This is a genomic window from Vibrio sp. Y10_XG_PY6 (genome assembly GCF_024181795.1).
Lineage (GTDB): Bacteria > Pseudomonadota > Gammaproteobacteria > Enterobacterales > Vibrionaceae > Vibrio > Vibrio diabolicus.
Genome location: NZ_JAMZAQ010000001.1, coordinates 901,289 through 927,836, shown reverse-complemented (window position 1 = coordinate 927,836; position 26,548 = coordinate 901,289). Strand labels below are relative to the sequence as shown.

Here is a 26,548-nt window from a genome sequence, read left to right as displayed (position 1 = left end):
GTCTCCCTTCCCTAGTAAAACAGCTTCTTCTCGTGCCACAAAACTAATGTGGCAATTGTGACAACTTTTAGATGTGGCTTATATTCCCACTTAGTTATTTCTTCTGACAAAGGTATAAGAAAATCATCAACTTGGCAGAAAATATAATCTACACCTTTAACATGATGACTTTGTAAATCAGATGTTCTATTTATGAATAAGCAAGACAAATGAGAACCACTCTTGGTGATTAACCTGAACTTAAACGCAGAAAAACAGTCATTATCGACTATTAGATTGTTACCGTGAAATAACAAAATATGCTTAATCTCATTTAGAGCAGAAAGTTCCCCGCTAAGATCACTTTCGAGAAAGTACATAAAATCCGTACCAAGATAGACTTGCCTAATATAGCTTTCTAACTCAGTATATTCAGTTATGTTTGAGTTGTATTTTGAGAGGCTGTAACTAATATCCCAATCTAAATACATGTCTGGCTTTCTATTTAATAGTGCCAGTTGCACTGATTTAATTAATGGAATGTCACATATATATTCTTTACGATTAATATTGTTAACAACACCGATATTATTAATAATATTAGATATGTGTAAATGAAGTTTTGATGAAGTTAAAGGATGATTAGATTGATCGAAGTCAGTAGTATCACAATTGTACATAATGTCCTCCATAGAGAGTTAGAATTAAGTAAGTTTAAACTTTGCTTTAAGCAATTTTATTTTTCTTAATACTGTTATTATCTATTGAGGACACCGATATCAGAACGATACATTTAGTGTCTAGTTAGCGATAGGAGACCAATTGCCAGCTAACTTATGAATTACATTAATTACTTATATATAAAAAGTCAATGATTTTTCAAATATAAGTAAAGTAAATCACTTTGGTTGATTATGTATTTGGTAGCCGAGCTGGTTGGTCAATATCGTTAAAGTTATTGACCGATTATAATTACCTGTGATCATACACAACAGCCATTTTACTTTCCCATATAAGACCACCGACAACGATAACCCCCTTGATTTAGTCACCAGAGTATATGTAAGTAGTTAAAATGGTGAGACAAATGCTAAGTCGTTTTTCTTTAGAAAACTATAACCATACGACTCTCAGCTCTTATAATCCTTACGGTCGAGTATTTCATTTAAAATTAAGTCCTGAAGCTCTTCCCCTTCGAGCTGAAGTAGCAACCAATGTTGATTATTTCTGACATAAATAACGGTATAGCTCATAGGTATATAGAAGCCGCTATACAGATCAAGTTCTGCAAAAAATTTTAAGTCGAGATAGCCAGTATTAGTCAGTCGGAGTATACAAGGTTTAATCCTTTTGGTTTTTGCAAAGCTTCAACTTAGCTAGAAAATATATACCTGATTAGCATAGTTAAGATTCGTAATGCATCCTATAGATTAAGCTGAAAATTAGAAAATGCACACTGCTTAGCAGTGTGCTTTCTCTATGGTCTGCTTATAAAGTTTCGACACCCAACCAGATCACAAAGTTAGTATTTATTTATAATAAAATTGAACTTAGTGACCCATTTTATTTTCTATCGGTCACTTTCCGACTTAGTTAACGCTGCTTTAGCCAATGAGTTAAATTGGTATGGTCTGCGTCGGTTTTTCTTATTACCGATAGGTTTACCTTTTTCGATACCCAAGCGTTTAAGCAGATCATTTAAGCGAGTAGTTGCAGAATTTTTTGATTCAGTAACTTCCATACTATCGAACTTTACAGAGTACTTCTTGTCGAAGGTTCCTTTAAGTAGCTCCTTATGTGTAATGATGCTGTTATATACTTTTAGTGAGTCTGCTATTTCAAATGTACCGTCTACTCTTAGCCCCTCTACTCCTACGGCAGATACGACAATAGCTAACTTTGATTCAAGGCTATCTTTTGCTGATTTTCCCTGTGCAGCACGAAGAAATGCTTGTGACGCTTTAAATTCAAATTGATCATGGAAGCCAACCACATCTTTTGTCACATCTTCAACAGAAATATTAAGCATATCTGCGATTCTCCACCGCTCAATTGCCATTTCATCGGCAATTGTTAGTGCAGAGCTTCTACTTAGCTGATAATACTCCGCTTGTGACAAAATTCTCGATTTGGGAATTTCTTCTAATCGCTCTTTAGCCGTGCTAATAGAACTTTGGCTCACATGACTTACGTCAAGTAACGAGATCGGTTGCACAGTTAAGTCAAAACCAAGCTCTTTTAGTGTCTCCTGCAAAGCTAGTGGTTGATTTAATTTTAGTAGTGTTTCACGCTTATCAAACTCTCTCTCCAACCTTTCAGCTAGCGCTTCATCACCCTGAGGCTCAAAGCGCAACTTTGATGTGTCATATTTGAAGTCGAGACTATGCGACACTGCAAATCGGATCTTAGTGGCTTTTCTTAATCGCCTAGCCAACTGAACAAGCTGTAACGGCTGTAAAACATTACGACTTAGTACGATCACTTCATCACAGTAACGAGTTCTTATATCAAAGCCTTCACGCAAACTTGGGCTAACAATAACCGTTCGATATTTGCTTATTTCTTGATTAGGCTTTTCTAAAAAAGCAGCTTGCTCTTCAAACTCTTTTACCTTGCTATGGACGACCAAAATTCCTGCTTTTAGTGCAGATTTTGGGCAAGCATAGCCTTTGTTATCGATGTAGCCGCTTTCTCTCAGCAGGTGTTCAATCAGTTTTCGGCTATCGCACGCAATAAACTGCCTATTCGAACTAAGCAATTTATTTGCAACTAGATCTGCTTGGACTAACGTCAGTTCATCAATATACGCCTCGATCTTGTTATAAGCAGTGGTAGGAAAGTTTACCGTTATAACTTCTTCTTCATTCTCATTTCGATACTCACGAACATAAGCACTGGTAACAGCATCACTGGCATCTGCATCCATAAATATTAATTTCTTCGATTTATTTTGAAGTAGATCAGCGAGACGTTTGCGAATAATTTTTTTGTCTGATAGCGGTATGTAAGTGACGTTCGGATCAAACAACGCTTGAAGGACTTTCTCACTCTCATCAATCACTATTGTGTCAGATTGAGCGACCTTGTAATAGTGAAAGTCGTTCACTAACGCATTAATGGTTAGACTGAAATGATCAGCATTTTCTATTTCATGCATAGCCTCGTCGTAAAATGCTGCCTTGATCTTTTCAGGTTTATGTTGCTTTACGACACTAACCAAGTTACTAATGATTGCAGTCTTTCTCCCTTTTGTTTTTTCTCGTTTACACATCCTTAATGCCTGGTGAGTTTTACCGACCCCAGTACCCGCACGAACAACATATACGCTTCGATTGTCATGCCAGAAGGGGCCCATATGTAGATAAACTACGGAATCAATAGCAATATCAGTATTAATTGAGACTGTTTCCTTGACGACTTTTCTTATTGGACATGGTGATGTATGAATAAATGATTGGATTTCTTGAGGTGTTTCCTCAAGTCTATCTGCTAGAAATGAGATAGCTTGCTCTCTCTGAGATAAATTGAGTTTGCTGCGCGTAGCCTCAAAGAGATATTTCTTTAGGGTTTTTGAATGAGGAAATTTTTGATAAACGGCGAGAGGGTAAGCTACTTGGGGAAAATCTTTCGATTGAAAAGTCACTCTTTCTTCAGTTTTCGCATCGGCAATTAATATATGACGTTTAACACATATCAAAGCTAGGTTTTCTGCATTTTTACTAGCAAACGGAATATAAATGCAACCTATGGTTTTCGATTTTGCTAAGTGCATATCTATTACTTTTTCGAGGTTCTTTTCTGTTGTTTCTATCAAGCGATTTTTACAGTACTTAATCACTCTTTCAGCACTGGAATTGCTTTCACTAACCAGAATATCCACTAGATTTTTTTCTGGGTTTTTAATTACTTGATACATTACGAACCTTTACACGATACTCTGACTAAACGGGTTTTAAATAAAGTTCTCATTCTGTTCTAGAAAACCCTGAACACTGACTCAATTTGTTTAATAAAACTAAAATGAGACAGGATTTCCGCTACTTTCACGAAATCTCAATACAGTAACAACTCATATTAAAACAGACGTAACTGAAACACTCTATTGTTTTCAGTATTTCCTTTTAATTATAAAAGATTAGATAAATTTACGACCTGACCGTTCAAACGCTACAGCTTTCCCGAAGATAGCAACAGCGATGGAATTTTTCCCTTTCTCAATACAACGCCTTTCATGTTATCTTTTACATTTACAACAAACTTGCTAACATCTCTTTCCGTATAGTCATGCGGGATTCTGATTTCAAAATCGTGCCAAACCCCGATCTTAACCACCATCTGCATTTCGCAAAAGACAACTCTAATTTTATAATCTTTCATTATTTGATTAAATCTGAATCTGTCTTCGGATCTACTGAGGTCTAAGTTTAGGTCTTTTAATGTCCCTGTTACTCTTGCTTTTGCATTTTCTATTTCTTCGGTGATAAAAGCTTCCTTGGCAAGCAACTCTTCGTAATCCTTTTCCCAGCTCGGATCTGAAGGGAACTTGATCATATATTCCCTAACAGTATCTAATTGTTTGATTTTTTCATCTCTTTTCGCTTCTAATGCTGAAATATCAATCGAGCTGCCCACTTCATATTTGATCTCTTTTAATACAGCATATACTGTGTTTTGAGCTTGAAAATAGTTGACGTTTTTCGCTTTGCAACGATGACGTTTTCTCTTGTTATTGCACTTGAGATACATTCCTTTGGGCGGTTTAGTTCCTGTTCTTCGTTCATACGCCAACGAGTATCCACACTTGTTACCCCGTTCGTCAGGCCAACCACATACTCCAATATTACGAAACACATTATTGAATTGACCGCTACCTCCGCCACCAGTGCTGGTATCAAACGTTTTTTGCACTGCATAATATACAGCTTCGTCTACAATTGGCGGGTAGTAAATTGGTTGATCATTCAATGAGCCGATCACATTCTTATTTCGCAAAATTGCATTAACCGTGGATTCAGCAAGAGGAGAATTCAACGCCCCTTGAACTAACTCCCCCTCATCATTGTATGTATATCTGGCTAAAATTAAATTTGGTTTTTCATCCACTGAAACAAAACCTTTTAGGTTGCCTTTCGCCTCTAACTCTCTCAACTCATTCATAATTCGTAAAGCGCCCCATCCACGCTCCAATTTCAGCTCAAAGATCTTCTGAATAATCTCTGCATTTTGAGGAATAACTTCATGACCCTTTCGGTCAGGTGAACGAGCCAGCCAGATAGGAGTTTTAGCTATGTGCTTCATTCCCTTATCTTTCATGGTTTTATTGCTTGCTCGAATCCTTGCACTTTTCTGAGACGACTCTTGGTTTGCAAGGTAGATGCTAATCTCAAGCAAAACTCTTGCACTTACTCCTTCAATCCCTTGCATATCCTCTTCAAAAACAATATCCCATTTTGTAATTGCTATTTTCACACCTGCTGTAAGGATTTTTTCGAACTGTTTACGTACAAAATCAGGCTTCGCTCGGCTAAATCTATCTATTAGCTCAATAACAATAATGTCACCTTTTGCTATAAAGCCACGTTCAATGTCATTCATTAGCTGACCAAGCTCACCTTTTTTTAAGTTGGCTGATGTATACCCACTGCGCCCTCTATCTTCATAAATTTGTCCACGGCTGTAGCTTGGTAACCCCTCATCAACTCTTTTCTTATTGTGGTTTTCAATCCAGATTTCACTGCCTTGCTGCTGACGATCAATACCATGCCCTTGTTCACTTTGAACGGCTTTACTAACACGATGATAAAGGTGGTATTTGCTCATGTTTGATTCTCAATATGCTTTTTGATTATGCAGCTTATCATACAATTTACTTTTGCCAACTGTGGCTTGCCTTATCACATCGGCGGCGATATCCAAGAACGCAGTAAGTTACTACTACAAACGCCAGAAAGCTTTTTAGCACGTTTTAACGTTGATGTTCGCGTGATGAATGAAGTAGTTTCTATTAACCGACAGGACAAAACCGTTACGATCAAAAACCTGTTGGATGAGTCTGAATACGTAGAATCATACGACTTCCTACTGCTTAGCCCAGGTGCAGGCCCTATTGTTCCGCCAATCCCAGGTCTCGATAACCCGCTCACCCACTCGCTACGTAACATTCCAGATATGGATCGCATCATCGAAACGATCCAAATGAACAAGCCAGAGCATGCGACAGTTGTTGGCGGCGGTTTCATCGGTTTAGAAATGATGGAAGCCTTCCACCAACTTGGCATTAAAACCTCTCTGATCGAAATGGCAGACCAAGTCATGACGCCAGTAGACCGTGAAATGGCAGGTTTTGCTCATGCAGAAATTCGTGACAAAGGTGTCGACCTCAAACTTGGCGTCGCGCTTGAATCTGTGAAATTCGTACCTAACGAACACGTTGCAAGTTTCGACTCTGGTGAGAGTGAGAAACACCAACACCTAGAAGGTGAATTGGAGTTAACACTGAACAACGGTGAAAAACTCACTACCGATATTCTGATCATGGCAATCGGTGTACGTCCTGAGACAAAACTGGCGCAAGAAGCTGGCCTTCAAATTGGCGCGCTAGGCGGTATTTACACAAACGAATACATGCAAACCAGCGATCCTTCGATCTACGCTGTCGGCGACGCGATAGAAGAGAAAGACTTCGTGACTGGCGAGCAAACTCTAGTGCCACTTGCAGGCCCGGCAAACCGTCAAGGTCGTATGGCTGCCGATAACATGCTAGGTCGCAAAGAAACTTACCAAGGTACACAAGGTACTGCGATTTGTAAGATCTTCGACCTTGCTGTGGCTTCAACAGGTAAAAATGAGAAACAATTGAAACGCGCTGGCGTTGAATACGAAAAAGTGTACGTGCATACCGCAAGCCACGCGAGCTACTACCCTGGTGCAGAAGTGGTGTCGTTCAAAATGTTGTTCGATCCAAAATCAGGCAAGATTTTAGGTGCTCAAGCAGTTGGTAAAGACGGTATCGACAAACGTATTGACGTTATGGCTGTTGCACAACGTGCTGGCATGACGGTTGAACAACTGCAGCATCTTGAACTGACTTACGCGCCACCTTACGGCAGTGCAAAAGATGTGATCAACCAAGCGGCGTTTGTGGCAAATAACATCATCAAAGGTGACGCAGCGGCGATTCATTACGATGAAATCGACAACCTGACTGAAGATAAAATTCTCCTCGACGTCCGTAACCCGGGTGAATTGGAGTCTGTTGGTTATCTTGAAGGGGCAATCAACATTCCGGTTGATCAGCTACGCCATCGTATGGGTGAACTACCAAAAGACAAAGAGATTGTGATTTACTGTCAAGTAGGCTTGCGCGGTAACGTGGCATACCGTCAACTGGTCAACAATGGTTACAAAGCTCGTAACTTGATTGGTGGATACAGAACACTCAAATTCTCGCGCTTATAACGGGATAATAAAAACAGAGAAAACCGAGGGATTGGTTTTCTCTTTTGTTTATTTACATGGACTCAAATCTAACTCATTAACCTTCTATCGCCAAACGGACTGCCGCTTGAGCATGGATAGAAGTGGTATCAAGTAGCGTAACATCGGTGTGACTTTGGTTTACAAGTAAGGCAATTTCAGTGCACCCGAGAATCACAGCTTCAGCTCCCTGCTCTTTTAGTTTTTCAATGATTTTCAGGTATATCGTTCTCGATTCCTCTTTGATTTCACCTTGGCATAACTCTTTATAAATAATGTTATGCACTATAGAGCGATCATCTTGAGCAGGAGTTATGACATCCAGCCCATAGAGGTCGGAAAGCCGTCCTTTGTAAAAGTCTTGCTCCATTGTGAATTGAGTACCTAGGAGTCCGACCTTTTGAACCTCTTTCTCACGAAGTAACTCAGCAGTCGCGTCTGCGATATGTAGTATGGGGATATTAATGCTGGCTTCAATTTGAGGAGCAACTTTGTGCATTGTGTTCGTACAAATAAGAATAAAATCAGCGCCCCCTTTTTCTATTGAAGATGCAGCATCAGATAGAATACTTGCCGTTTCTTCCCATTTACCTTGGTGTTGAAGTTTCTCTATCTCTGAAAAATTCACGCTATACATACAAACTTTTGCGGAATTTAGGCCACCTAACGCCTCTTTGACCCCTTCGTTGATCAATTTGTAATAACTAAGCGTCGACTCCCAACTCATGCCGCCTAGAAGACCGATAGTTTTCATATAACTCTCCAATCGTTATACACCACTATGGGAGGGGTGCTTTTACAAACAAAATCAACCACGTGGATAGACAGCTTTCTAGCTTTGTCACTAGTGAAAACTGGATAAACCTGCGATCAAAAAAAACGAGAACCAAAAAGGACGACTACGCGATTCTCATATCTCCTCGCAACATTGTTACCGCACTTCCAGAAAGCTTAACGTATTCCGGACTCAATAGTTCTGTATAAACAACTCCACTTCTCTTGGATGCTTGGAAGCCTTTTAATTGCGCTTTACCGAGCTCTTTGGCCCAGTAAACACATAAAGCGCAATGAGCAGAACCTGTTACTGGGTCCTCATCAACACCCACCCAAGGGGCAAAGTAACGAGAGACAAAATCAGCGTCAGTGCTTGATTGAGCAGTGATAACAACTCCACGACCTTTTTGTTTAAGTAACGCACTAAAATCAGGTTCGAGTTGCTCTATCAAAGACTCATAATTGATGACGATCAACTGCTTATTATCAAACTGACCATAAGCAATTACATCAGCCACATCGAGCCCTAAGCCGTGAAGCAAATCTGTGTTAATACTTGCTCGCATATCTAAAAGAGGGGCAGGAAACACCAAATGAATGTCGTCATGATCAAGTTGTGCAGTTAAAACGCCGGATAGCGTGCCAAACTCAATGGTATCACCTGTACTATATAACCCTTGCTCTCTCAGCACGTGCACCGTGGCCAATGTGCCATGTCCACACAAAGCGACTTCCGTTTCAGGTGTAAACCAACGAAGTTGCATTGTGTTTAATGACAGAAACGCGGTTTCAGATAGCGACATCTCTGCCGCTATGGCCAACATCATTTCCTCATCAAGGCTTGATTCTGTGATACACACACCTGCAGGATTGCCTTTGAATACATCTGATGTAAACGAGTCGACCTGAAAAATTTTAACTTCCACAAAATATCCTTAAGTTCTATCAACCACTGTAGAACCATTAGCAGCACTTAGTGCATTTGTACCACGTAATGTATTGCACCTGTTGTGTGAGCAGTAAACCTTTATTAACTAAGAAGAAACCACTTTTTCTCCTGATGGGATTTATTGGTATTTTGCCGAAGTAATGAACTCACCGAATGTTTCACACCAAACAACAACAGTATTATATTCAGAAATGGAAATCCCTTGAGGAACCTCAACAACGAAGTTATTGAATGTTTTGACATCACCAACCAAGCTCATCTCAGATTTAAGGTCATTAAACGCTTGTTCAGTCTCGACAAATTTAGGAGATAAATAGAGTTTATAGTCAGGCCCGGGAGCGAGTTTTCCTACCAGCGTAATAGCTTGGGAACTCAAATGAATTTCACCTTCTCCCCAATGAAAAGCGTCGCTATCTTTGAGGTCCCTCGTGACAACTGCACTGTATTCTGCACCTTGCATGCTCTCAGAAACTTGCTCATCGGTCGGCGCAGGCGGTGCAATAAGAATCGGTAAAGTATAGATACCTATCGCAATACCAATCGCAACAGCCACTAAGTGGCTTAACGTTAATTTAATTATACTTTTCAAGGTCATCTATCTTCTTGTTAGTTTCATCAGCTTAGATTTCGGCTCAAATACAGACATCCGTCAGGTTATACGTCTAATAGCCTAATTTCATTACTATTATACACAAGCTGGACCAATGCGCCTTAATTGCTGCCTTTTAGAGTGCTATCCAATAACCCCGTTATTAACGAAAATAACTATTTAAATTCAGCCCTTACGCGCCTTCGACGAAATGATCTCAAGGCAAAGTGAGCAATTAAAAACGGCTGATAATTGATATCAGCCGTTTGCTTATCTGGAATGTCGTTGTACTGGTTTGGGAACTATTCTGCTTCCACCAAAGCGATCTTATCGGATGTCGATTTTTCCAATTTGATCGCAATAAACTTAGAGGTTGGCGTAAACGTTCTATCCCCATAACTATCTAAAGGAACCAATGGGTTCGTTTCTGGATAGTAAGCCGCCGCCTGACCTGCTGGCACATCATAGGCAACAAGCGTAAATCCGCTCACGCGACGCTCTACGCCATCTTCCCATAATGACACCATGTCCACTTTATCGCCCGGTTCAAATCCGAGTTTACGAATATCCGCTTCATTGATAAACAGTACTTCGCGCACACCAAATACACCACGATAACGATCATTTAAGCCGTAAAGTGTCGTATTGTATTGGTCGTGTGAGCGCATGGTTTGCAAGATCAAATCTGGCTTTTGGCCTTTTTCGAGTATCGCTTCGCTGATCAACTGTTTCGGCAACTCACTAGAGCTGAACTGTGCTTTGCCGCTTGGTGTATTCCATCGACGCTCGGCAGCTGGGTTTACCAAGTGGAATCCACCCGGGTGTTTAAGCTTATGGTTAAAGTCGGTAAAGCCCGGAATCGTGTCGGCAATCAAATCGCGAATACGGTCGTAATCTTCAATCGCCCACAACCAATCAATTGGTTTTACCCTGAGTGTCGCATTGGCAATACCGGCAATAATCGCTGGTTCTGAACGCAAATGCTCCGAACGCGGTTTTAGCTGACCAAATGAGATATGTACCATGCTGAAAGTATCTTCAACCGTCACACCTTGTGGGCCCGTCGCTTGCTGATCAATCTCAGTACGGCCTAAGCATGGAAGAATAAGCGCATCTTTACCTGTGACAAGGTGAGAACGATTTAACTTCGTCGAAATGTGTACGGTTAAATTACAGTTTCGCATCGCGTTGTGCGTACGTTCTGTGTCTGGCGTTGCTTGTGCAAAGTTACCGCCCAAACCGATAAATACTTTCGCTTGCCCTTCTTCCATCGCTTTAATGGCTTGCACAGTGTTGTGGCCTTCACCACGCGGGACGGCAAAGTTAAATCGACTTTCAATGCGATCCAACAACAGATCTGAAGGTTTTTCATCAATGCCCATCGTACGGTCGCCCTGAACGTTACTGTGACCACGCACTGGTGAAAGACCCGCGCCCGGCTTACCAACGTTACCTCGTAACATTTGCACGTTTGCGACTTCTTTAATGGTTGGCACAGAGTGACGATGCTGAGTCAACCCCATTGCCCAACACATGATCACACGTTCTGCACGTCGATACATGCTCGCCACCATCTCGATTTCACTTAAATCAAGACCCGATTGTTCCGCGATGTGTTCCCAAGAGGTTGCGTCCACTTCAGCCAAATACTCATCAATACCTATCGTGTGTTGCTTGATGAATTCACGGTCAAATACCGCTTTGCCGCCGTTTTGCAATGCCTCGCGTTCCCATTGCAGCAAGAACTTCGCGATGCCACGAAACACTGCCATGTCTCCACCTAAAGCAGGACGCAGGTACGCCGTGTTTGTAGGCTCTGAGCCGTTACTCAACATCTCAATCGGCATTTGTGGGTTTTGGAAACGCTCTAATCCGCGCTCTTTCAGCGGGTTTAGACAGATAACCTGTGCGCCACGTTTTACCGCTTCGCGCAGAGGTTCAAGCATTCGTGGGTGGTTCGTGCCCGGGTTTTGACCAATCACGAAAATCGCGTCGGCTTCTTCAAAATCATCAAAGATCACTGTGCCTTTACCAACACCAATGGTGTCTTTCATCCCGATTGCACTGGCTTCGTGACACATGTTGGAACAATCTGGGAAGTTGTTGGTACCGAATGCACGGACAAATAGCTGATACAAAAACGCCGCTTCGTTGCTTGCACGACCAGAGGTATAAAACTCCGCTTGATGCGGTGAATCCAATTGATTGAGATGTTTCGCGACAAGTGCAAAAGCCTCATCCCAAGAGACTGGCACATAGTGATCAGATTCAGCATCATATCGCATTGGGTGCGTGATACGGCCTTGGTATTCCAACCAGTAATCGGTTTGCGTTGAGAGAGAAGAAACGCTGTGATTGGCAAAAAACTCAGGATCAACCAGACGATTGGTCGCTTCCCAGTTTACTGCTTTCGCGCCATTCTCACAGAAATTGACTTTACCACTATCTGGCGACTCACCCCATGCACATCCCGGACAGTCGAAACCGCCATTTTGGTTGGTTTTGAGCATAGTGCGAATGTTTTTAACTGCATTTTCACTGCCCCACCAACTTCTGGTTACGGCTTTCAGTGCACCCCAACCACCAGCTGGACCTTTGTATGCTTTTATTTGTTCTTTTTGGCTCACGACTTTACTCCTCGCAGATATACCAGCAAGCAGGGTGCCCGTGAAAACAAGCGCGTTATTTATTGAGATAATGCGGAAGTATTGAAGGGCTTAGTTTCTAATCCATGTATTTTTTAATCCAAATAAGTAACCACTCAACATGCTCTCGCTTGTCCGAGCGTTTACTTATCTAGATTCTTGATATCGGATACCCGCCTACTGTTTCTAAGACTGTTAGATTCAATTCGCATTGTTGCGCCTTGATCTAAATCAAAGATTAAGTCGTTATTTAATATGCATCCAATTGATAATCCTGACCGAGTGATAAACAAAATCTATGACGAATTTTTCCACTGACGCTCATCACATTTTTAATCAATACAGTTTATGAGGTTAATCGTTTCCCCATTCGATTCCACCTAGTTAGCTTAACGAACTCAATAAAATCGGCATTCTTGATAATAGATAGTATCTATCACACTATAGATACTTTAAATTTGACCCTAATTAATATCAGGAATAGCCTTGATTCAGATCAATTTTGAGTGTGGTTTTATTCTTGACTTGGTTTTGGTTTTCCATTTCCCAGTTAAAACGCTCCAGCGCTTAAAAAGTACGGTAGTGCTGTGCCCTTTTTTAGGGAGTTCTCCGTACATGTGACTCACAACGTAAGGTGAACAATCCATTATGGATATCAAACAACTGAAATATCTCATCGCACTTGAACAGACCAAACACTTTGGTCAAGCCGCCGCATTGTGCCACATTACGCAGCCTACCTTGTCCATGAGAATCCGAAGCTTAGAGGAAGAACTCGACCTCGAATTAATCCAGAGAAGTCAACGATTTGAAGGATTTACTGAAGCCGGAGAACGCATTTTAGCTTGGGCAAAAACCGTATTAGCCGCTCATGATGGATTGCAAGCCGAAGCCGCCAACTGCCGTGGTCAGTTGGTTGGTTCACTTCGGCTTGGAATGGTGCCACTCGCCAGCCAAAACCCGATGCAATTGCTCAAACCATTAGCTCAACAGTTCCCTGAGTTACGCTTTCAAATACTCTCCATGACGACCGAACAGATCATAGACCAACTCAATCGCAATCAGCTTGATTTGGGGATGTGTTATGTCGATCAAGTCAACACCGCTTACTTCGATGTTATCGAGCTAGATTCGACCAAACTTGGCGTTTTATTCGATGAGCGTCATTTTGATTTTGCCGAATCTGAAGTGTTGTGGGAGTCACTCAATAACATTCCGCTAGGGCTGCTTTCGAAGGGCATGCACTATCGCCACTCGATTGATCTTAGCTTTGTGAGTAAAGGGCTAGTTCCACAAACCGTCATTGAAAGTAACTCCACCTTTCACTTGATCCAAGCAGTAACCAGTGGCCTTTGTTGCGCCATTATGCCGCTGAATTGTGGATTGGAAGAGTTGAACGATACGCTTCGCATTATTCCTATCGAAGAAGCCGCCGTTCACGCCCCGCTAGGTTTGTTAAAGCGAAAACAAGAACCCTTCTCCGCGCTAACCGATCAGTGCTTCGCAGAAGCAAAAAGCATATTCAATCGATAACAACAACCCACACGTCAATTTTTGGCATACACAACGGCTTATGAGGTGATTTCATGAGATGTACTACTCAATCTTATTTTGAACTGTCCGATTTCAATCAAGCACCACCTCAACCAAGTGCGTTCAATTACCGAGAATTGATTGATGGCCGCCCAGTGCAACAAATGTCGCTGGCGAGTGAATCCGCCTTAGCTATCAGCTACAACGGCATTAGCCAAGCGGTCATGATGGTGACGCCAGGCCATCTGGAAGACTTCGTGAAAGGATTTAGCCTAAGCACAGGCATCGTCCACGATTTCAAAGAGATTAAAGACATTGAAATTGGCGGCGATCACGAATCTCACTATGCGGAAGTGGAAATCAGCAACCGCGCTTTCTGGGCGTTAAAAACACAACGCCGAAATCTTGCTGGCACAACCGGATGCGGCATTTGTGGTGTCGAGGCTCTGGAACAAGCTTTGCCTGATTTGGCGCCGCTGACACCGTCTCTTCCTCCGCGCTCCGATGTATTTGAAGGGCTGCGAGACAAAGTCGCACTGCATCAAGAAGCCGCACGTGAATCTGGCGCGTTACACGCCGCTTTATTTGCAGATTCACAAGGCAACATCAAGTTGTGCCGAGAGGACATCGGCCGTCACAACGCGCTAGATAAGTTGATTGGCGCATTGGCCAACAATCACATCGAGCCTCAAAGTGGCTTCGCAATCATGACAAGCCGTTGCAGCTTGGAGTTGATCCACAAAGCCGTTCGCGCGCGAATCCCCACTCTGGTTTGCTTATCTGCGCCTACAGCGTTAACCGTCGAATGGGCAAGAAGAAACCATTTGAACCTAATTCACTTACCAAAACACGGCTCGCCGCGTCTATACAGCCCTGCGCCTTAACACGTCAACTTAGCCGAATTCCTAATATTTCTAACAGAGACCTCTGGGCCTCTGTTGTTTGCTTCTGATTCCCAATTGATACTTAGCGACCAGCCACTATTCTCTCCAACCAAACGTGCTCCCCCCTTGCCAGCACTAAGCTTGCGTATATTAACCTGCTTGCATTTTAACGCTTTCCAATCCGATAAGAACCCTGTCAAAAACCCATAAATTAGTAAGGATTTTGTGTGACTCTTTTCACGCTTTTCCGCCTTCCTAGGCATTTCTAGGAATTTTTCCTAGCCGATCTAGGCAACCATCTCATGTGCCTCACAAAACCACTCTCTAGAATTCCGCTCAGTCAAAGGTAACAAGAGCGCATAACGGTCTCCGTTGTGTTTCTAAAACAATTACAAGAGAGTTCATCATGTTAAAATTCCTCGAACAGGTGCGGAAGCCGACCCTCGATCTTCCTGTCGAAGTTAGAAGAAAGATGTGGTTTAAACCGTTCATCCAATCTTACTTGGTCGTATTCATCGGCTACCTAACCATGTACTTGATTCGTAAGAACTTCAATGTCGCGCAAAACGACATGATCTCAACTTACGGTTTGAGCATGACAGACCTAGGTCTTATTGGCCTTGGCTTCTCCATCACATACGGCATCGGTAAAACCGTTGTGTCTTACTACGCTGACGGTAAGAACACCAAGCAATTCCTCCCTTTTATGCTGATCCTTTCTGGTCTTGCAATGCTTGGTTTCAGCTTCAGCATGGGCGGCGGTAGTGCAAGCCTGTTCTTGATGGTGGCTTTCTACGCTCTGAGTGGTTTCTTCCAAAGTACTGGTGGCCCTTCTAGTTACTCAACCATTACAAAATGGACACCTCGTAACAAGCGCGGCTCTTACCTAGGCTTGTGGAACATGTCACACAACGTTGGTGGTGCGGGCGCAGCGGGTGTTGCTCTTTTCGGTGCTAACTACCTATTCGACGGCCACGTAATCGGCATGTTCGTGTTCCCTTCTATCATCGCGATCATCGTTGGCTTTATCGGTATGCGCTTTGGTAGCGACTCTCCAGAAGCTTACGGTCTAGGTAAAGTAGAAGAACTTTTCGATGAAGCAGTGAGTGAAGAAGACACCGCTGCTGAAGAAAACCAGATGACCAAAAAAGAAATCTTTGTTGAATACGTTCTTAAAAACAAAGTTATCTGGCTACTTTGCTTTGCCAACATCTTCCTTTACATCGTGCGTATTGGTATCGACCAATGGTCAACGGTATACGCGTACCAAGAGCTTGGTCTGTCAAAAGAAACGGCAATCTCTGGCTTTACTCTGTTCGAAGTCGGTGCGCTTGTCGGTACTTTGATGTGGGGTTACTTATCTGACTTAGCAAACGGTCGCCGCGCATTGGTTGCTTGTGTGTCTCTTGGTTTGATCATCGTATCGCTTGAGTTCTACCAACATGCAACAAATGAATTCATGTACTTGTCGTCTCTATTCGTACTTGGTTTCTTGGTGTTTGGTCCGCAACTTCTTATCGGTGTTGCAGCGGTTGGTTTTGTTCCTAAAAAAGCAATCAGTGTGGCTGACGGTGTGAAAGGTACATTCGCTTACCTAATCGGTGACAGCTTCGCGAAACTTGGTCTCGGTATGATTGCAGACGGTACACCAATCTTCGGTCTAACAGGCTGGAAAGGTACCTTCGCAGCCCTAGATACCTCCGCCATGATTTGTATTGTTTTGCTTGCTTTCGTTGCTATCGCGGAAGAGAAGAAGATTCGACACGCGAAGAAGCTTCAACTTGCACAAAACCAAGCCTAACTTCTCTGCGCGCTTTACTTCGGTAAAGCGCGCAAGATCATTAAAATGAGTTGATCAATTCAGTATCATTAAAGGTTTTTCTATTAGCTCCGTTTTGGGGCTTATTGTTGTTTGTTGTCTGCTCTATTTGGTTGTAATGATGATTCATGTTGCTCTAGTTGATGATCACGTCATCGTGCGTTCTGGTTTCGCACAATTATTAAATTTAGAAAGTGATATTACCGTTGTTGGTGAATTTGGTTCTGTCGCCGAAGCACGCACAGGCTTGCCTGCGGTACACCCACACGTCGTCATCCTAGATATTTCCATGCCCGATGAGAGCGGATTAAACTTACTGAGCGAAATTCCAACTGGCATTGCCTGTGTCATGCTAAGCGTGCACGACTCCCCTGCAATGGTGGAAAAATCACTAAAACTTGGTGCAAAAGGCTATCTAAGCAAACGCTGTAGCCCAGACGAACTTATTCAAGCCGTGAGAACCAGTGCGTCTGGCGGCTGCTATCTTACCTCCGACATTGCCATCAAACTGGCAACACCAAGTGACAAAGCTGCATCGCTTTGCCAACTAACAAGACGCGAAAATGAAGTTTGCCAGCTTTTAGCCAAAGGGCTGGATGTAAAATCCGTCGCGGCAGAGCTTGGCTTGAGCCACAAGACCGTACACGTTCATCGAGCGAATGCCATCGACAAACTCGGTGTGAAAAACAACGTTGAGCTCGCCAAACTATTTTCTCAAGAGTCCTTTTAATGCGAGCTTATGCTGTTACCACCATTTGCGGACTTTTTGTTATGGCTTGCGCCTGGTTCTGCTTATGGGTGATTGCCTATTACTTTGTCAATGATCCAGAACTAGCGATCTTATTGTTTCCTTTCGCTTTACGATTAGGTGTCGCCCTGCACACTCGCACCGCTTATTGGCCGACGATTTACCTTTCGGAGTGGGGGCTTTCCATCGCACTTGCGATGTTACTGGGTCAACCGCAGTGGCTTACCGTGCTGATTGCGAGTATTGCCAGTATCCCGGTCACTCTGATTGCGAAAAAATATTACTACGGAGACCAAAACCGCCATTTAGCCGTGATGAGCGCAGTCATTATTATTAGCGCGTTTATTAATGTGATGGCCGTTGGTTTTCACGTTCCTTCGGTTTACATGGTATGGCTGGCTAGCATTTCTGGAGGCTTGCTCGTGGTGCCTATGTGCTACTTGTTATGGAGTTATTTGTTCCAAAGTCGTTGGTCTCCGCTTAGCTCTCTCCTACTTAGTAATGCCGTTGTATTTCAGGTGCGTCATATCGTGCTTTATGCGCTGCTTTTGATCGGCAGTATTTTGGTGCAAACCAGTTTGCCTGAAGAGCTAAAACGATTTGCGCCATTTTGTATGGCGATTCCAATCATCGTGCTTGCTCTGCGTTACGGCTGGCAAGGTGCCCTACTCGCCACCATGCTTAACAGTATCGCGCTGATTGCGGCTCGTAGCGGGGTGTCGAATCTAGAAATCACCGATTTGTTATTATCTCTCTCAGCGCAAACCATCACTGGCATTATGCTCGGTTTAGGGGTTCAGAAACAAAAAGACCTCAATCACAAACTGCGCGGCGAACTTGCACGCAATCAGAATTTGTCTCGCCAGCTTATCAAAGCGGAAGAATCGGTAAGACGCGATATTGCGCGCGAGCTACATGACGAAATCGGCCAGAACATCACGGCGATCCGCACACAAGCCAACATCATTAAGCGGGTAAATAACGCAGAAACAAGCGTGGGTTGCGCCGACATGATCGAAGGGCTTTCCCTCAACGTGTACGACACCACTAAGCGACTGTTAAGCAAGCTAAGACCAAAAATGCTGGATGATTTGGACTTGAAAGAATCCGTCGAGCAACTGACGCGAGAGATGGAATTCGCCAATCACGGAACGACTGTTCAACTGAACTGGCAAGGCGATTACACCAGCTTGAGTGACACGCTCAAAGTCACCCTATTCCGTTTATGCCAAGAGTCATTGAATAACGCCGCCAAATATGCAGAAGCGCAGTTGATCAGTATTGAACTGACGATCGGAGAAACGGCGGTGTCACTAATGATTCACGATGATGGTGTCGGCTTCAAAGTTCAGGACAGCATGAAAGGCATGGGCGTTCGCGGCATGCAAGAGCGTGTGCACGCGTTAGGTGGAAAAATGGTTATCTACTCCACCAGCGATCAAGTGATCGGCACACAAATCAGCATTACTTTACCTAAGGTGTAACTCAAGATGTTTGGATTTTTACGTTCACCTAAATTTACTCAACCGAGTCTGAGCAACGAGCAAATCGACCAGCGTTACCGCCATTGGCGTTTGCACATTATGTTGGGGATGTACATCGGCTACGCAGGTTTCTACTTTACCCGTAAGACCTTTAACTACGCCGCACCAGCGATGATTACCGACCTTGGCTTAGATAAGGGCGATTTGGGTCTAATCGGTACGCTTTTCTACATCACCTACGGCTGCTCGAAGTTTATTTCTGGCACGATTTCAGATCGCTCTAACCCTCGTTATTTCATGGGGCTAGGCTTGATTGCGACAGGTCTGGTCAACATCGCGTTCGGTTTTTCTAGCTCACTCGCGGCTTTCATTACTCTGTGGATCTTAAACGCCTGGTTCCAAGGCTGGGGCTGGCCTTCATGCTCCAAGCTGTTAACTACTTGGTATTCACGCTCCGAGCGTGGCTTCTTATGGGCGATTTGGAACACCGCACACAACGTTGGTGGCGCGCTGATCCCTATTTGGGTGGGCTATTTAACGTTGCACTACAGCTGGCGTGAAGGCTTTATTCTACCCGGCATCATCGGGGTATTACTCGGTCTATTCGTTTGTTGGCGATTGCGCGACAAACCCACAACAATGGGCTTACCAAGTGTCGGACAATGGCGCAACGACGCACTAGAACTTGCGCAAGAAAATTACGGACGTGGCCTCACCTACCGCGAAATTCTGAAATCGTACGTATTTAACAACAAATACATCTGGCTGCTCGCGTTCAGTTATGTGTTGGTTTACATCGTCCGAACCGCAATAAACGACTGGGGAAACCTGTACTTAACAGAGCAGCATCACTATAGCCTGATTAACGCCAACGCTGCTCTATCGATGTTTGAAATCGGTGGTTTTGTTGGTTCATTGGTTGCGGGTTGGGGCTCAGACAAACTCTTTGGCGGTAACCGTGGGCCAATGAACTTGCTGTTCGCGATTGGGATTTTCTTATCTGTCTCTGCGCTTTGGCTGATGCCCCTGACCAACTTTGCATTCCAAGCGGCGGGATTGTTCTCCATCGGCTTCTTTGTCTTTGGGCCACAAATGCTGATCGGTATGGCAGCGGCGGAGTGCTCTCACAAAGATTCTGCCGGCGCGGCGACAGGATTCGTGGGCTTGTTCGCCTACATGGGCGCAGCATTGTCTGGTTATCCACTGGCGTTAATTCTTGAAGAATATCATTGGACGGGTTTCTTCATCACCATTTCAGTTTGTGCAGCCGTCATTGGCCTTTTATTGCTGCCATTTTTGCAAGCGCAACCATCACGAAAACCACTCGAACCAAAACCTCGGTTGTAAATCGACTTATCGCCTTTCGGGCAAATTGGCGAGTGACCTAACCGCGCTCGCCCTCCTTATTTAACGTATCTCTGCTCAATTTTTCTTCCGATTCAGTTCGGAGGGTTAACTATGGGAAAAATTCATGAATTTGAACACTATTTCATCGCATAGCTTCTTTCAAATGAACAACAAAATCCAAAACTACGCTTGGGGAAGCACCTCTTCTATTCACGATTTGTTTGGCTTTTCTAACGAAACGAATGAGCCTCAAGCAGAAGTATGGATGGGTACTCACCCAAACGGCTGCTCTGAAGTTCAGGTGGAGCAAAACACGCTGCCTTTGTCTGAACTGATCAAACAAAACCAACCCGCTTACTTATCAGCAGAAACCGCAGCGAAATTTGGCGACCTGCCCTTTCTGTTTAAGATCTTAGCGGCCGAACATGCACTGTCGATTCAAGTTCACCCAAGCAAACAAGATGCCGAAATAGGTTTCGAAAAAGAGCAAAGTGCTGGCATTCCACTAAACGCGAGCCATCGTAACTACAAGGATCCAAACCACAAACCTGAGTTGGTGTACGCGTTGACAAGTTACCAAGCCATGAACGGTTTTCGCTCGTATTCCGAGATTATTGAGGCATTTAGCCTTTGCGATATCGATGAGCTACGCGCGCCTCTTGACACATTCAAACGCGAAATCAACTCACAAGGTTTACGAGATTTCTTTGTGCACATTCTGACCATGGAAGGCGAAACAAAAGAGCGAGCACTGAAACAACTTCTTGCCCACACTTCACGTCAATCGGAACAAGGCACTGACAGCGACGTTTACCAGCTCATCTTGGATCTATCCACTCAATACCCCGGCGATGTCGGCTTATTTGCGCCATTGCTGTTGAATGTCATCACGCTGCAACCTGGCGAAGCGATGTTCCTGAGCGCAAGAACGCCACACGCTTACATTAAAGGAACGGGATTAGAGATCATGGCGAACTCAGATAACGTTTTGCGTGCAGGACTCACGCCGAAACATATGGATGTTGAAGAACTGGTTAAATGCACAGACTTTGTGCCTAAGCCGTTTAACAGCCTTGTTCTAGAACCCAATGCCGATGGTTGCCAAAACCTTTACCCCGTTCCAGTGGCAGACTTTAGTTTCTGCATTCTAAACCAACCGAACAATGAAGTGGTTGAGGCAAACAGCGCAGAGATTTTGATGGCGATTGATGCCGACCTGACACTCATCAGTGATAACGGTGAGACGTTAACCGCAGCGAAAGGACAATCTGTATTTGTTCCTGCTTACGTTGGCCATTATCGCATTCAAAGTGCGGGACGTGTGGCTCGCGCCTTCAACTAGTTTGTGAACAACTGATTCAAACTAGCGTCTGACCCAAGGGACTGGGTTAGACAATTTATTCCTTTCATAGATTGAGCCAGTCCGCTTTTAAGGCAATCATGCTTATCCCTTGTCGACTCCAAACACTCACAGTCCAATTTATCTAAGAGCCATAACCTCCCGGCTCTGCCATTTACTGCAACATTCATTGTCAAAACTCATTTATTTCCGGTAAATTCGCCGCTCCAATATCAAATTACTTGGATAACAAAGGCGCTCACACAGTGGTATTTGTTGCAAAACGTATAATCAACGTTGTAATCAAAGCCTCAATCACTACAATCTCTGGTTCGATTTTTCAGTTAACGTTTGTATGCCGAAGTTAAACCAAGATAACCCTGTTCAAAGCTCCGCCCTTTCCGATATCGAAACCAGCAGTAAGATTCAATCGGCATTAGAACCGAAGTTTCACAAGCCAGAGAAACGTCTCTGCTTAAGCCCTGGTCTATCGGATAAGCATTTGGCGCGCCGTTGGCAAGTATTGGAACACGTGACCAATAAAGATCATCTTCTTGATCCTTTCACGCAGTCACATTGCGACGCTTACTCCAACAACATCGAGCACTTCATTGGTACTGTCAATGTGCCGGTCGGCATCGCAGGTCCTTTACGCGTCAACGGTTTGTATGCGAACGATGACTTTTTGGTTCCGCTCGCAACGACAGAAGCCGCGTTAGTCGCTTCCTACAACCGTGGCGCAAATCTTATTACCGCCGCTGGTGGCGCGAGCGCATTGTTGCTGAGTGAAGGGGTGAGCCGAACACCAGTGTTCGCCTTTAATAACCTTGCCAACGCTGGCCAGTTCGTCAGTTGGGTTGTGACCCAGTTTGACGCATTTCGTCAAATAGCGGAATCCACCACCTCACATGGCAAACTCAAAGACATCAATGTAAATATCGAAGGAAACCACGTTTATTTGGTCTTTGAATACGTGACAGGTGACGCTTCCGGACAAAACATGGTGACCATCGCAACAAACGAAGTGTTCCATCATATTTTGGCGACCAGCCCAATCAAACCAACTCAAGCATTCTTGGATGGCAACTTATCAGGCGACAAAAAACCAAACGCGCACACGCTGCGCTCGGTACGCGGTAAGAAAGTATCCGCCGAAGTGACCATTCCTGCAGAGTTGGTGGAAAAATATCTACATACAACGCCAGAGTCTATGGTTCAATTTGGCAAAATGACCACGGTGGGTGGTTTACTCAGCGGGACGATTGGCGTCAACGCGCATTACGCGAATGCCCTTGCCGCGCTGTACATTGCTTGTGGTCAAGATGCCGCTTGCGTTGCAGAGTCTGCCATTGGTATCACTCGTATGGATGTGGACGCTCAAGGCAACTTGTACGCGTGCGTGACCTTGCCAAACATCATGGTTGGCACGGTTGGCGGGGGCACTGGCCTTCCAACGCAAAAGGCATGTTTGGATATTTTGGGTTTGCACGGCAACGGCAATGCGAAAGCCTTAGCCGAAGTCGCGGCCGCGCTTTGTCTGGCCGGTGAACTCTCAATTGTCGGCGCATTTTGTGCCGATCACTTCTCCCGAGCTCACCATAAACTTGCTAGAAAATAATCCTTTTACTTTGTACAAGAGAACACCCATGCGGTTTTCTCTTGTGCCAATAAAGCAACTTTATTTATTAGCTCATAAATTAGTTTAAGTTGTATTGTAGACTTAATGATTACACCACTCTCACGTTGACCGCATTATTGCAGTATCACCACACATTCCTCGCTATATCACTGTTTGACCCTATTCTCACGCAATATTAAATATCAGTACGTTACCTAAATAAATATCAAAAACATCTAGCACTAAAGTACCAAATTCATAGATTGAGTTTTTTGTTAGTCACTTATAGAGACTATACTCGTTCCTGCAGCTGCTTGATTTTTCTAAATTTATTATTTAGCTCAAATGAGCTTAATCACTCCCGTTAAATGGATTTAAGTCGTTCCCTCGGGTAAGCGAGTTAACTATGAGACGTCAGAAACAAAATGAAATCTCTTGTTGGGTACTAGGGTTGATTATCTTATTACTAAGTTACGTCCCTTCAGTACCAGCAGAAATGGAACTAACGCCCTCCGATCAAACCGTTGCGCGTTTCCTCTATCAGAGCACTTTTGGGCCAACACCAACATTAATTGATGAGGTAGAAGAAGTCGGGATGGAAAGTTGGATATCTCAACAAATCTACCTTCCTGCCACCTATCATCAACCGCTCTATCGGACACCTTTTTCCAAAGGCGCACAATCCAATCGCGAAAATGCTTGGTATCAAATTGTTATTACTGCTGATGATCAACTCAGACAACGCATGGCGTATGCATTAAGCCAGATCTTAGTGGTCTCTCGCTATGGCGGTGTTCTTTCCAGTAAGCCCACAGGTCTAGTCGACTACTATGATGTATTGATTGCTAACGCTTTTGGCAACTACCGAGATTTATTATATGACGTTTCCATTCATCCTGTTATGGGCAGCTATTTGTCCATGCTCGGTAGCGCAAAAGAGAACAACACGACGGGTGCATTACCTGATGAGAACTTCGCTCGAGAGTTGATGCAGTTGTTCACCCTAGGCTTGTATGAACTGAATATCGATGGCAGTAAAAAGCTTGATCGTAAAACGGGTAAGCCTATCCCCACATATACCCAAACGGATATTCAAGAGCTCGCTCGAGCATTAACTGGGTGGAAAAATGCCGATTTAGCGTTTGTCGAACCGATGCGAGTCATCAGCCACCGACACGATGGTGGCGAGAAACGATTGCTTGGTAACACAATTCCTGCTGGTTTAACTGCGCAAGAAGAGCTTTCAAAAGTGATCGATATTTTGATGTCTCATCCAAACATGGCGCCGTTTGTTTCTAAGCTACTTATCCAACGTTTTGTAACTTCGAATCCAAGTCCGGAGTACATCGCACGTGTTGCTTCGGTATTCAATAACAATGGCAAAGGAGAAAAAGGAGATTTAAACGCGGTCATTCATGCCATCTTGCTCGATTCTGAGGCTCTAGGCATGACAGATACCCCGCCAATAAAAGTGAAAGAGCCAATACTGGTCCTAACTAATTTTCATCGAGCAGCGGGTTTTACAATCAAATCTACACGTTACGAAGACGCCACTACGATGATGAATATCGCCAATCAAGGACCTCTTCGTTCTCCTTCCGTATTTAATTTTTACTCTCCTGAGTACCAACCATCTAACGAGTTTACGGAGTCTGGTATTAGCTCTCCTGAGTATGAGCTACTGAACTGGTCCGTTTATACCGATTTGGTCAACTATATGTTGACCAGCACTCGCAGAGGCGGCGGTGATTCCTACACTCTCGATCTCGGCGAGTTTTATCTTCTTTTGGATGATCACGATGCCTTAGTCGAGCTGGTTAACGCACGCTTCTTTGCTGGAACGGCCTCGGCGGAATTAAAAAAACTCATGCTCACCGTGTTAGATGAATATCGTGAGGACTATGTGCCAACAACAAAGCTCGCCTTGGTGATTTTTACCGCCATTTCCGGCGATGAATTCTATATTCAGGATTAGGAGTGGATTATGGATATTTCAAGACGACATTTTATAAAAAGCACTGCATCGATGGGCGCTTTAGCTTCGCTTGGTCTACCGGGTTATTCTCTCGCGGCGCCATCCAATGACTTTCGAGCATTAATATGTGTCTATTTAGCAGGTGGAAACGATGCGTTCAACACTGTACTGCCGTTGTCTGACGCGCACTATAACCAATATGCCAAAGTCAGAGGGGCTCTTTCTGTCGCCAAAGACGACATACTCCCTATCAATTTGCGTACCGCCGATAGCTCGGATAATCTGGTAGAACTTGGCTTACACCCCAAACTAAAGGCGCTGTCTTCAATTTTCGAACAAGGCGATGCCAATATCGTGCTCAATAGCGGCATTCTCAACCATCCCGTTACAAAACAAGCGATTGAGCTAGGTGAAGCGTCACTTCCCGAGCAACTGTTTTCCCACAATTCACAAACTGACGCTTGGTTACTTGGTGGTATGCAAGAATCTAGCAACTTGGGTTGGGCAGGAAGAATGTTGGACGTATTAACTTCTGAATCAGAAATAACCCCGCTATACAGTGTGCACGGGAACTCGCTTTGGTTACGCGCGATGGAACACCGCCAAACCGTGCTGAAAAAAGACCGTGCGGTTCAGCTTACCGCGATTGATAACTCGCTATACAAGGGGATCTATGACCAACTGCTTTCTCATCAAACAGAGAATCCGTTTAGTGGTCACTTTAATTTGATGGTTGATGAGTCGATGATGATGAGCCGTGTGCTAAGCAAGCAACTCAATCATATTGATGACGCGCCGCTGTTCACCTCATCAACACTCGGCAAGCAGATGCAAACCGTCTATAAATTGATCGCAAGCCAAGATGTGTTAAAGCAACAACGACAAGTCTTCTTCGTTAAACACTCTGGCTACGACCTACACGATTCTCAATTAGTTCGACACCCCGTACTACTCGAAGATCTAGCAACTAACCTCTTAGCAATGTATCGTGCGATTGCGCGGTTGGGGCTAAACAAGCAAGTCACCTCTTTTACAATGTCTGACTTTGGTCGACGGATGACAAGCAACGGTAACGGCACCGATCACGGTTGGGGTGGTCATCAACTATTGATTGGAGGCGCAGTGAATGGTCAGCGACCTATCGGTACATGGCCTGAACTAGTATTGGGTGGAAACGATGACTATTCTCAAGGTCGACTTATCCCCAAAATTGCAGCCGATCAAGTGGGATCAACCCTCGCGCAATGGATGGGCGTGAGTGATAACGCGGCACTGGAATACGTGTTCCCGAATATCCGCAATTTTGCTAGCTCAAACCTTGGCTTTATGGCTTAAGCTGCTTTAATGAGCTCTTAATTAACGTGTCATGAAAAAGGGAGCATTTGCGCT

At 44.0% G+C, this 26,548-nt stretch carries 17 protein-coding genes and 1 pseudogene; 11 read left to right on the top strand and 7 right to left on the bottom strand.

Annotated elements, in window-relative coordinates:
• Nucleotides 1–11: 11 nt before the first annotated feature.
• The 3 genes from NL644_RS04105 to NL644_RS04095 all read right to left on the bottom strand — a co-directional run bounded on the left by NL644_RS04105 (nucleotide 12) and on the right by NL644_RS04095 (nucleotide 5,799).
• Nucleotides 12–659: a hypothetical protein gene (locus tag NL644_RS04105; RefSeq protein WP_253658031.1), complete on the bottom strand. Its 648-nt coding sequence runs from the start codon at nucleotides 657–659 to the stop codon at nucleotides 12–14.
• A gap of 890 nt (nucleotides 660–1,549) precedes the next feature.
• Complete coding sequence (locus NL644_RS04100) at nucleotides 1,550–3,895, bottom strand: hypothetical protein (RefSeq protein WP_253658030.1); 2,346 nt, start codon at nucleotides 3,893–3,895, stop codon at nucleotides 1,550–1,552.
• Nucleotides 3,896–4,146: 251 nt separating this feature from the next.
• Entirely contained in the window at nucleotides 4,147–5,799 is a 1,653-nt protein-coding gene (locus tag NL644_RS04095; protein ID WP_253658029.1) for a recombinase family protein, read from the bottom strand.
• Between the two features lie 48 nt (nucleotides 5,800–5,847).
• Here NL644_RS04095 and NL644_RS04090 point away from each other — a divergent pair.
• Nucleotides 5,848–7,437: pseudogene (locus NL644_RS04090) on the top strand (FAD-dependent oxidoreductase); the annotation flags it as partial.
• 76 nt (nucleotides 7,438–7,513) lie between these two features.
• Here the strand turns inward: NL644_RS04090 and NL644_RS04085 are convergent.
• From NL644_RS04085 to NL644_RS04070, 4 genes are all read right to left on the bottom strand, one after another.
• The gene (locus NL644_RS04085) at nucleotides 7,514–8,209 is read right to left on the bottom strand and encodes an aspartate/glutamate racemase family protein (protein ID WP_048625071.1); all 696 of its coding nucleotides are present in this window, start codon (nucleotides 8,207–8,209) and stop codon (nucleotides 7,514–7,516) included.
• 145 nt (nucleotides 8,210–8,354) lie between these two features.
• Nucleotides 8,355–9,155: a PhzF family phenazine biosynthesis protein gene (locus tag NL644_RS04080; RefSeq protein ID WP_114323758.1), complete on the bottom strand. Its 801-nt coding sequence runs from the start codon at nucleotides 9,153–9,155 to the stop codon at nucleotides 8,355–8,357.
• A 141-nt stretch (nucleotides 9,156–9,296) separates the two neighbouring features.
• Nucleotides 9,297–9,773 carry a DM13 domain-containing protein gene (locus NL644_RS04075; RefSeq protein ID WP_041853065.1) on the bottom strand — a complete coding sequence of 159 codons (477 nt, stop codon included), beginning with the start codon at nucleotides 9,771–9,773 and terminating at the stop codon, nucleotides 9,297–9,299.
• Nucleotides 9,774–10,069: 296 nt separating this feature from the next.
• The gene (locus tag NL644_RS04070) at nucleotides 10,070–12,394 is read right to left on the bottom strand and encodes an FdhF/YdeP family oxidoreductase (protein ID WP_253658027.1); all 2,325 of its coding nucleotides are present in this window, start codon (nucleotides 12,392–12,394) and stop codon (nucleotides 10,070–10,072) included.
• Nucleotides 12,395–13,060: 666 nt separating this feature from the next.
• On the opposite strand from NL644_RS04070, the gene NL644_RS04065 reads away from it, so the two are divergent.
• From NL644_RS04065 to NL644_RS04020, 10 genes are all read left to right on the top strand, one after another.
• Nucleotides 13,061–13,945, top strand: a complete 885-nt coding sequence (locus NL644_RS04065) for a LysR family transcriptional regulator (RefSeq protein ID WP_046875405.1) — start codon at nucleotides 13,061–13,063, stop codon at nucleotides 13,943–13,945.
• A 53-nt stretch (nucleotides 13,946–13,998) separates the two neighbouring features.
• On the top strand, nucleotides 13,999–14,829 hold the full coding sequence (gene fdhD / locus NL644_RS04060; RefSeq protein WP_025534358.1) for a formate dehydrogenase accessory sulfurtransferase FdhD: 831 nt from the start codon (nucleotides 13,999–14,001) through the stop codon (nucleotides 14,827–14,829).
• Between the two features lie 406 nt (nucleotides 14,830–15,235).
• Nucleotides 15,236–16,630: a hexose-6-phosphate:phosphate antiporter gene (gene uhpT, locus NL644_RS04055; protein WP_005479317.1), complete on the top strand. Its 1,395-nt coding sequence runs from the start codon at nucleotides 15,236–15,238 to the stop codon at nucleotides 16,628–16,630.
• Nucleotides 16,631–16,769: 139 nt separating this feature from the next.
• Nucleotides 16,770–17,378, top strand: a complete 609-nt coding sequence (gene uhpA / locus NL644_RS04050; protein ID WP_005394558.1) for a transcriptional regulator UhpA — start codon at nucleotides 16,770–16,772, stop codon at nucleotides 17,376–17,378.
• Nucleotides 17,378–18,880, top strand: coding sequence for a signal transduction histidine-protein kinase/phosphatase UhpB (gene uhpB, locus NL644_RS04045; protein WP_114323761.1), 1,503 nt, complete (start codon nucleotides 17,378–17,380; stop codon nucleotides 18,878–18,880). Before uhpA ends, uhpB begins: the two co-directional genes overlap by 1 nt.
• A 6-nt stretch (nucleotides 18,881–18,886) precedes the next feature.
• On the top strand, nucleotides 18,887–20,227 hold the full coding sequence (locus NL644_RS04040) for an MFS transporter (RefSeq protein ID WP_005394568.1): 1,341 nt from the start codon (nucleotides 18,887–18,889) through the stop codon (nucleotides 20,225–20,227).
• 124 nt (nucleotides 20,228–20,351) lie between these two features.
• Nucleotides 20,352–21,569 carry a mannose-6-phosphate isomerase, class I gene (gene manA / locus NL644_RS04035; RefSeq protein WP_114323762.1) on the top strand — a complete coding sequence of 406 codons (1,218 nt, stop codon included), beginning with the start codon at nucleotides 20,352–20,354 and terminating at the stop codon, nucleotides 21,567–21,569.
• Between the two features lie 352 nt (nucleotides 21,570–21,921).
• A complete protein-coding gene (locus tag NL644_RS04030) occupies nucleotides 21,922–23,184 on the top strand; it encodes a hydroxymethylglutaryl-CoA reductase (RefSeq protein WP_114323764.1) in 1,263 nt (420 codons plus the stop codon).
• 406 nt (nucleotides 23,185–23,590) lie between these two features.
• A complete protein-coding gene (locus NL644_RS04025; protein WP_114323765.1) occupies nucleotides 23,591–25,159 on the top strand; it encodes a DUF1800 family protein in 1,569 nt (522 codons plus the stop codon).
• Between the two features lie 9 nt (nucleotides 25,160–25,168).
• Complete coding sequence (locus NL644_RS04020) at nucleotides 25,169–26,494, top strand: DUF1501 domain-containing protein (RefSeq protein ID WP_253658026.1); 1,326 nt, start codon at nucleotides 25,169–25,171, stop codon at nucleotides 26,492–26,494.
• Nucleotides 26,495–26,548 lie beyond the last annotated feature (54 nt).

What these genes read in the sequence shown, in the direction of transcription:
- NL644_RS04105 (WP_253658031.1), bottom strand. Translation starts at nt 659, where the DNA reads ATGTACAATTGTGATACTACTGACTTCGATCAATCTAATCATCCTTTA.
- NL644_RS04100 (WP_253658030.1), bottom strand. Translation starts at nt 3,895, where the DNA reads ATGTATCAAGTAATTAAAAACCCAGAAAAAAATCTAGTGGATATTCTG.
- NL644_RS04095 (WP_253658029.1), bottom strand. Translation starts at nt 5,799, where the DNA reads ATGAGCAAATACCACCTTTATCATCGTGTTAGTAAAGCCGTTCAAAGT.
- NL644_RS04085 (WP_048625071.1), bottom strand. Translation starts at nt 8,209, where the DNA reads ATGAAAACTATCGGTCTTCTAGGCGGCATGAGTTGGGAGTCGACGCTT.
- NL644_RS04075 (WP_041853065.1), bottom strand. Translation starts at nt 9,773, where the DNA reads ATGACCTTGAAAAGTATAATTAAATTAACGTTAAGCCACTTAGTGGCT.
- NL644_RS04065 (WP_046875405.1), top strand. Translation starts at nt 13,061, where the DNA reads ATGGATATCAAACAACTGAAATATCTCATCGCACTTGAACAGACCAAA.
- fdhD (WP_025534358.1), top strand. Translation starts at nt 13,999, where the DNA reads ATGAGATGTACTACTCAATCTTATTTTGAACTGTCCGATTTCAATCAA.
- uhpT (WP_005479317.1), top strand. Translation starts at nt 15,236, where the DNA reads ATGTTAAAATTCCTCGAACAGGTGCGGAAGCCGACCCTCGATCTTCCT.
- uhpA (WP_005394558.1), top strand. Translation starts at nt 16,770, where the DNA reads ATGATTCATGTTGCTCTAGTTGATGATCACGTCATCGTGCGTTCTGGT.
- uhpB (WP_114323761.1), top strand. Translation starts at nt 17,378, where the DNA reads ATGCGAGCTTATGCTGTTACCACCATTTGCGGACTTTTTGTTATGGCT.
- NL644_RS04040 (WP_005394568.1), top strand. Translation starts at nt 18,887, where the DNA reads ATGTTTGGATTTTTACGTTCACCTAAATTTACTCAACCGAGTCTGAGC.
- manA (WP_114323762.1), top strand. Translation starts at nt 20,352, where the DNA reads ATGAATTTGAACACTATTTCATCGCATAGCTTCTTTCAAATGAACAAC.
- NL644_RS04030 (WP_114323764.1), top strand. Translation starts at nt 21,922, where the DNA reads ATGCCGAAGTTAAACCAAGATAACCCTGTTCAAAGCTCCGCCCTTTCC.
- NL644_RS04025 (WP_114323765.1), top strand. Translation starts at nt 23,591, where the DNA reads ATGAGACGTCAGAAACAAAATGAAATCTCTTGTTGGGTACTAGGGTTG.
- NL644_RS04020 (WP_253658026.1), top strand. Translation starts at nt 25,169, where the DNA reads ATGGATATTTCAAGACGACATTTTATAAAAAGCACTGCATCGATGGGC.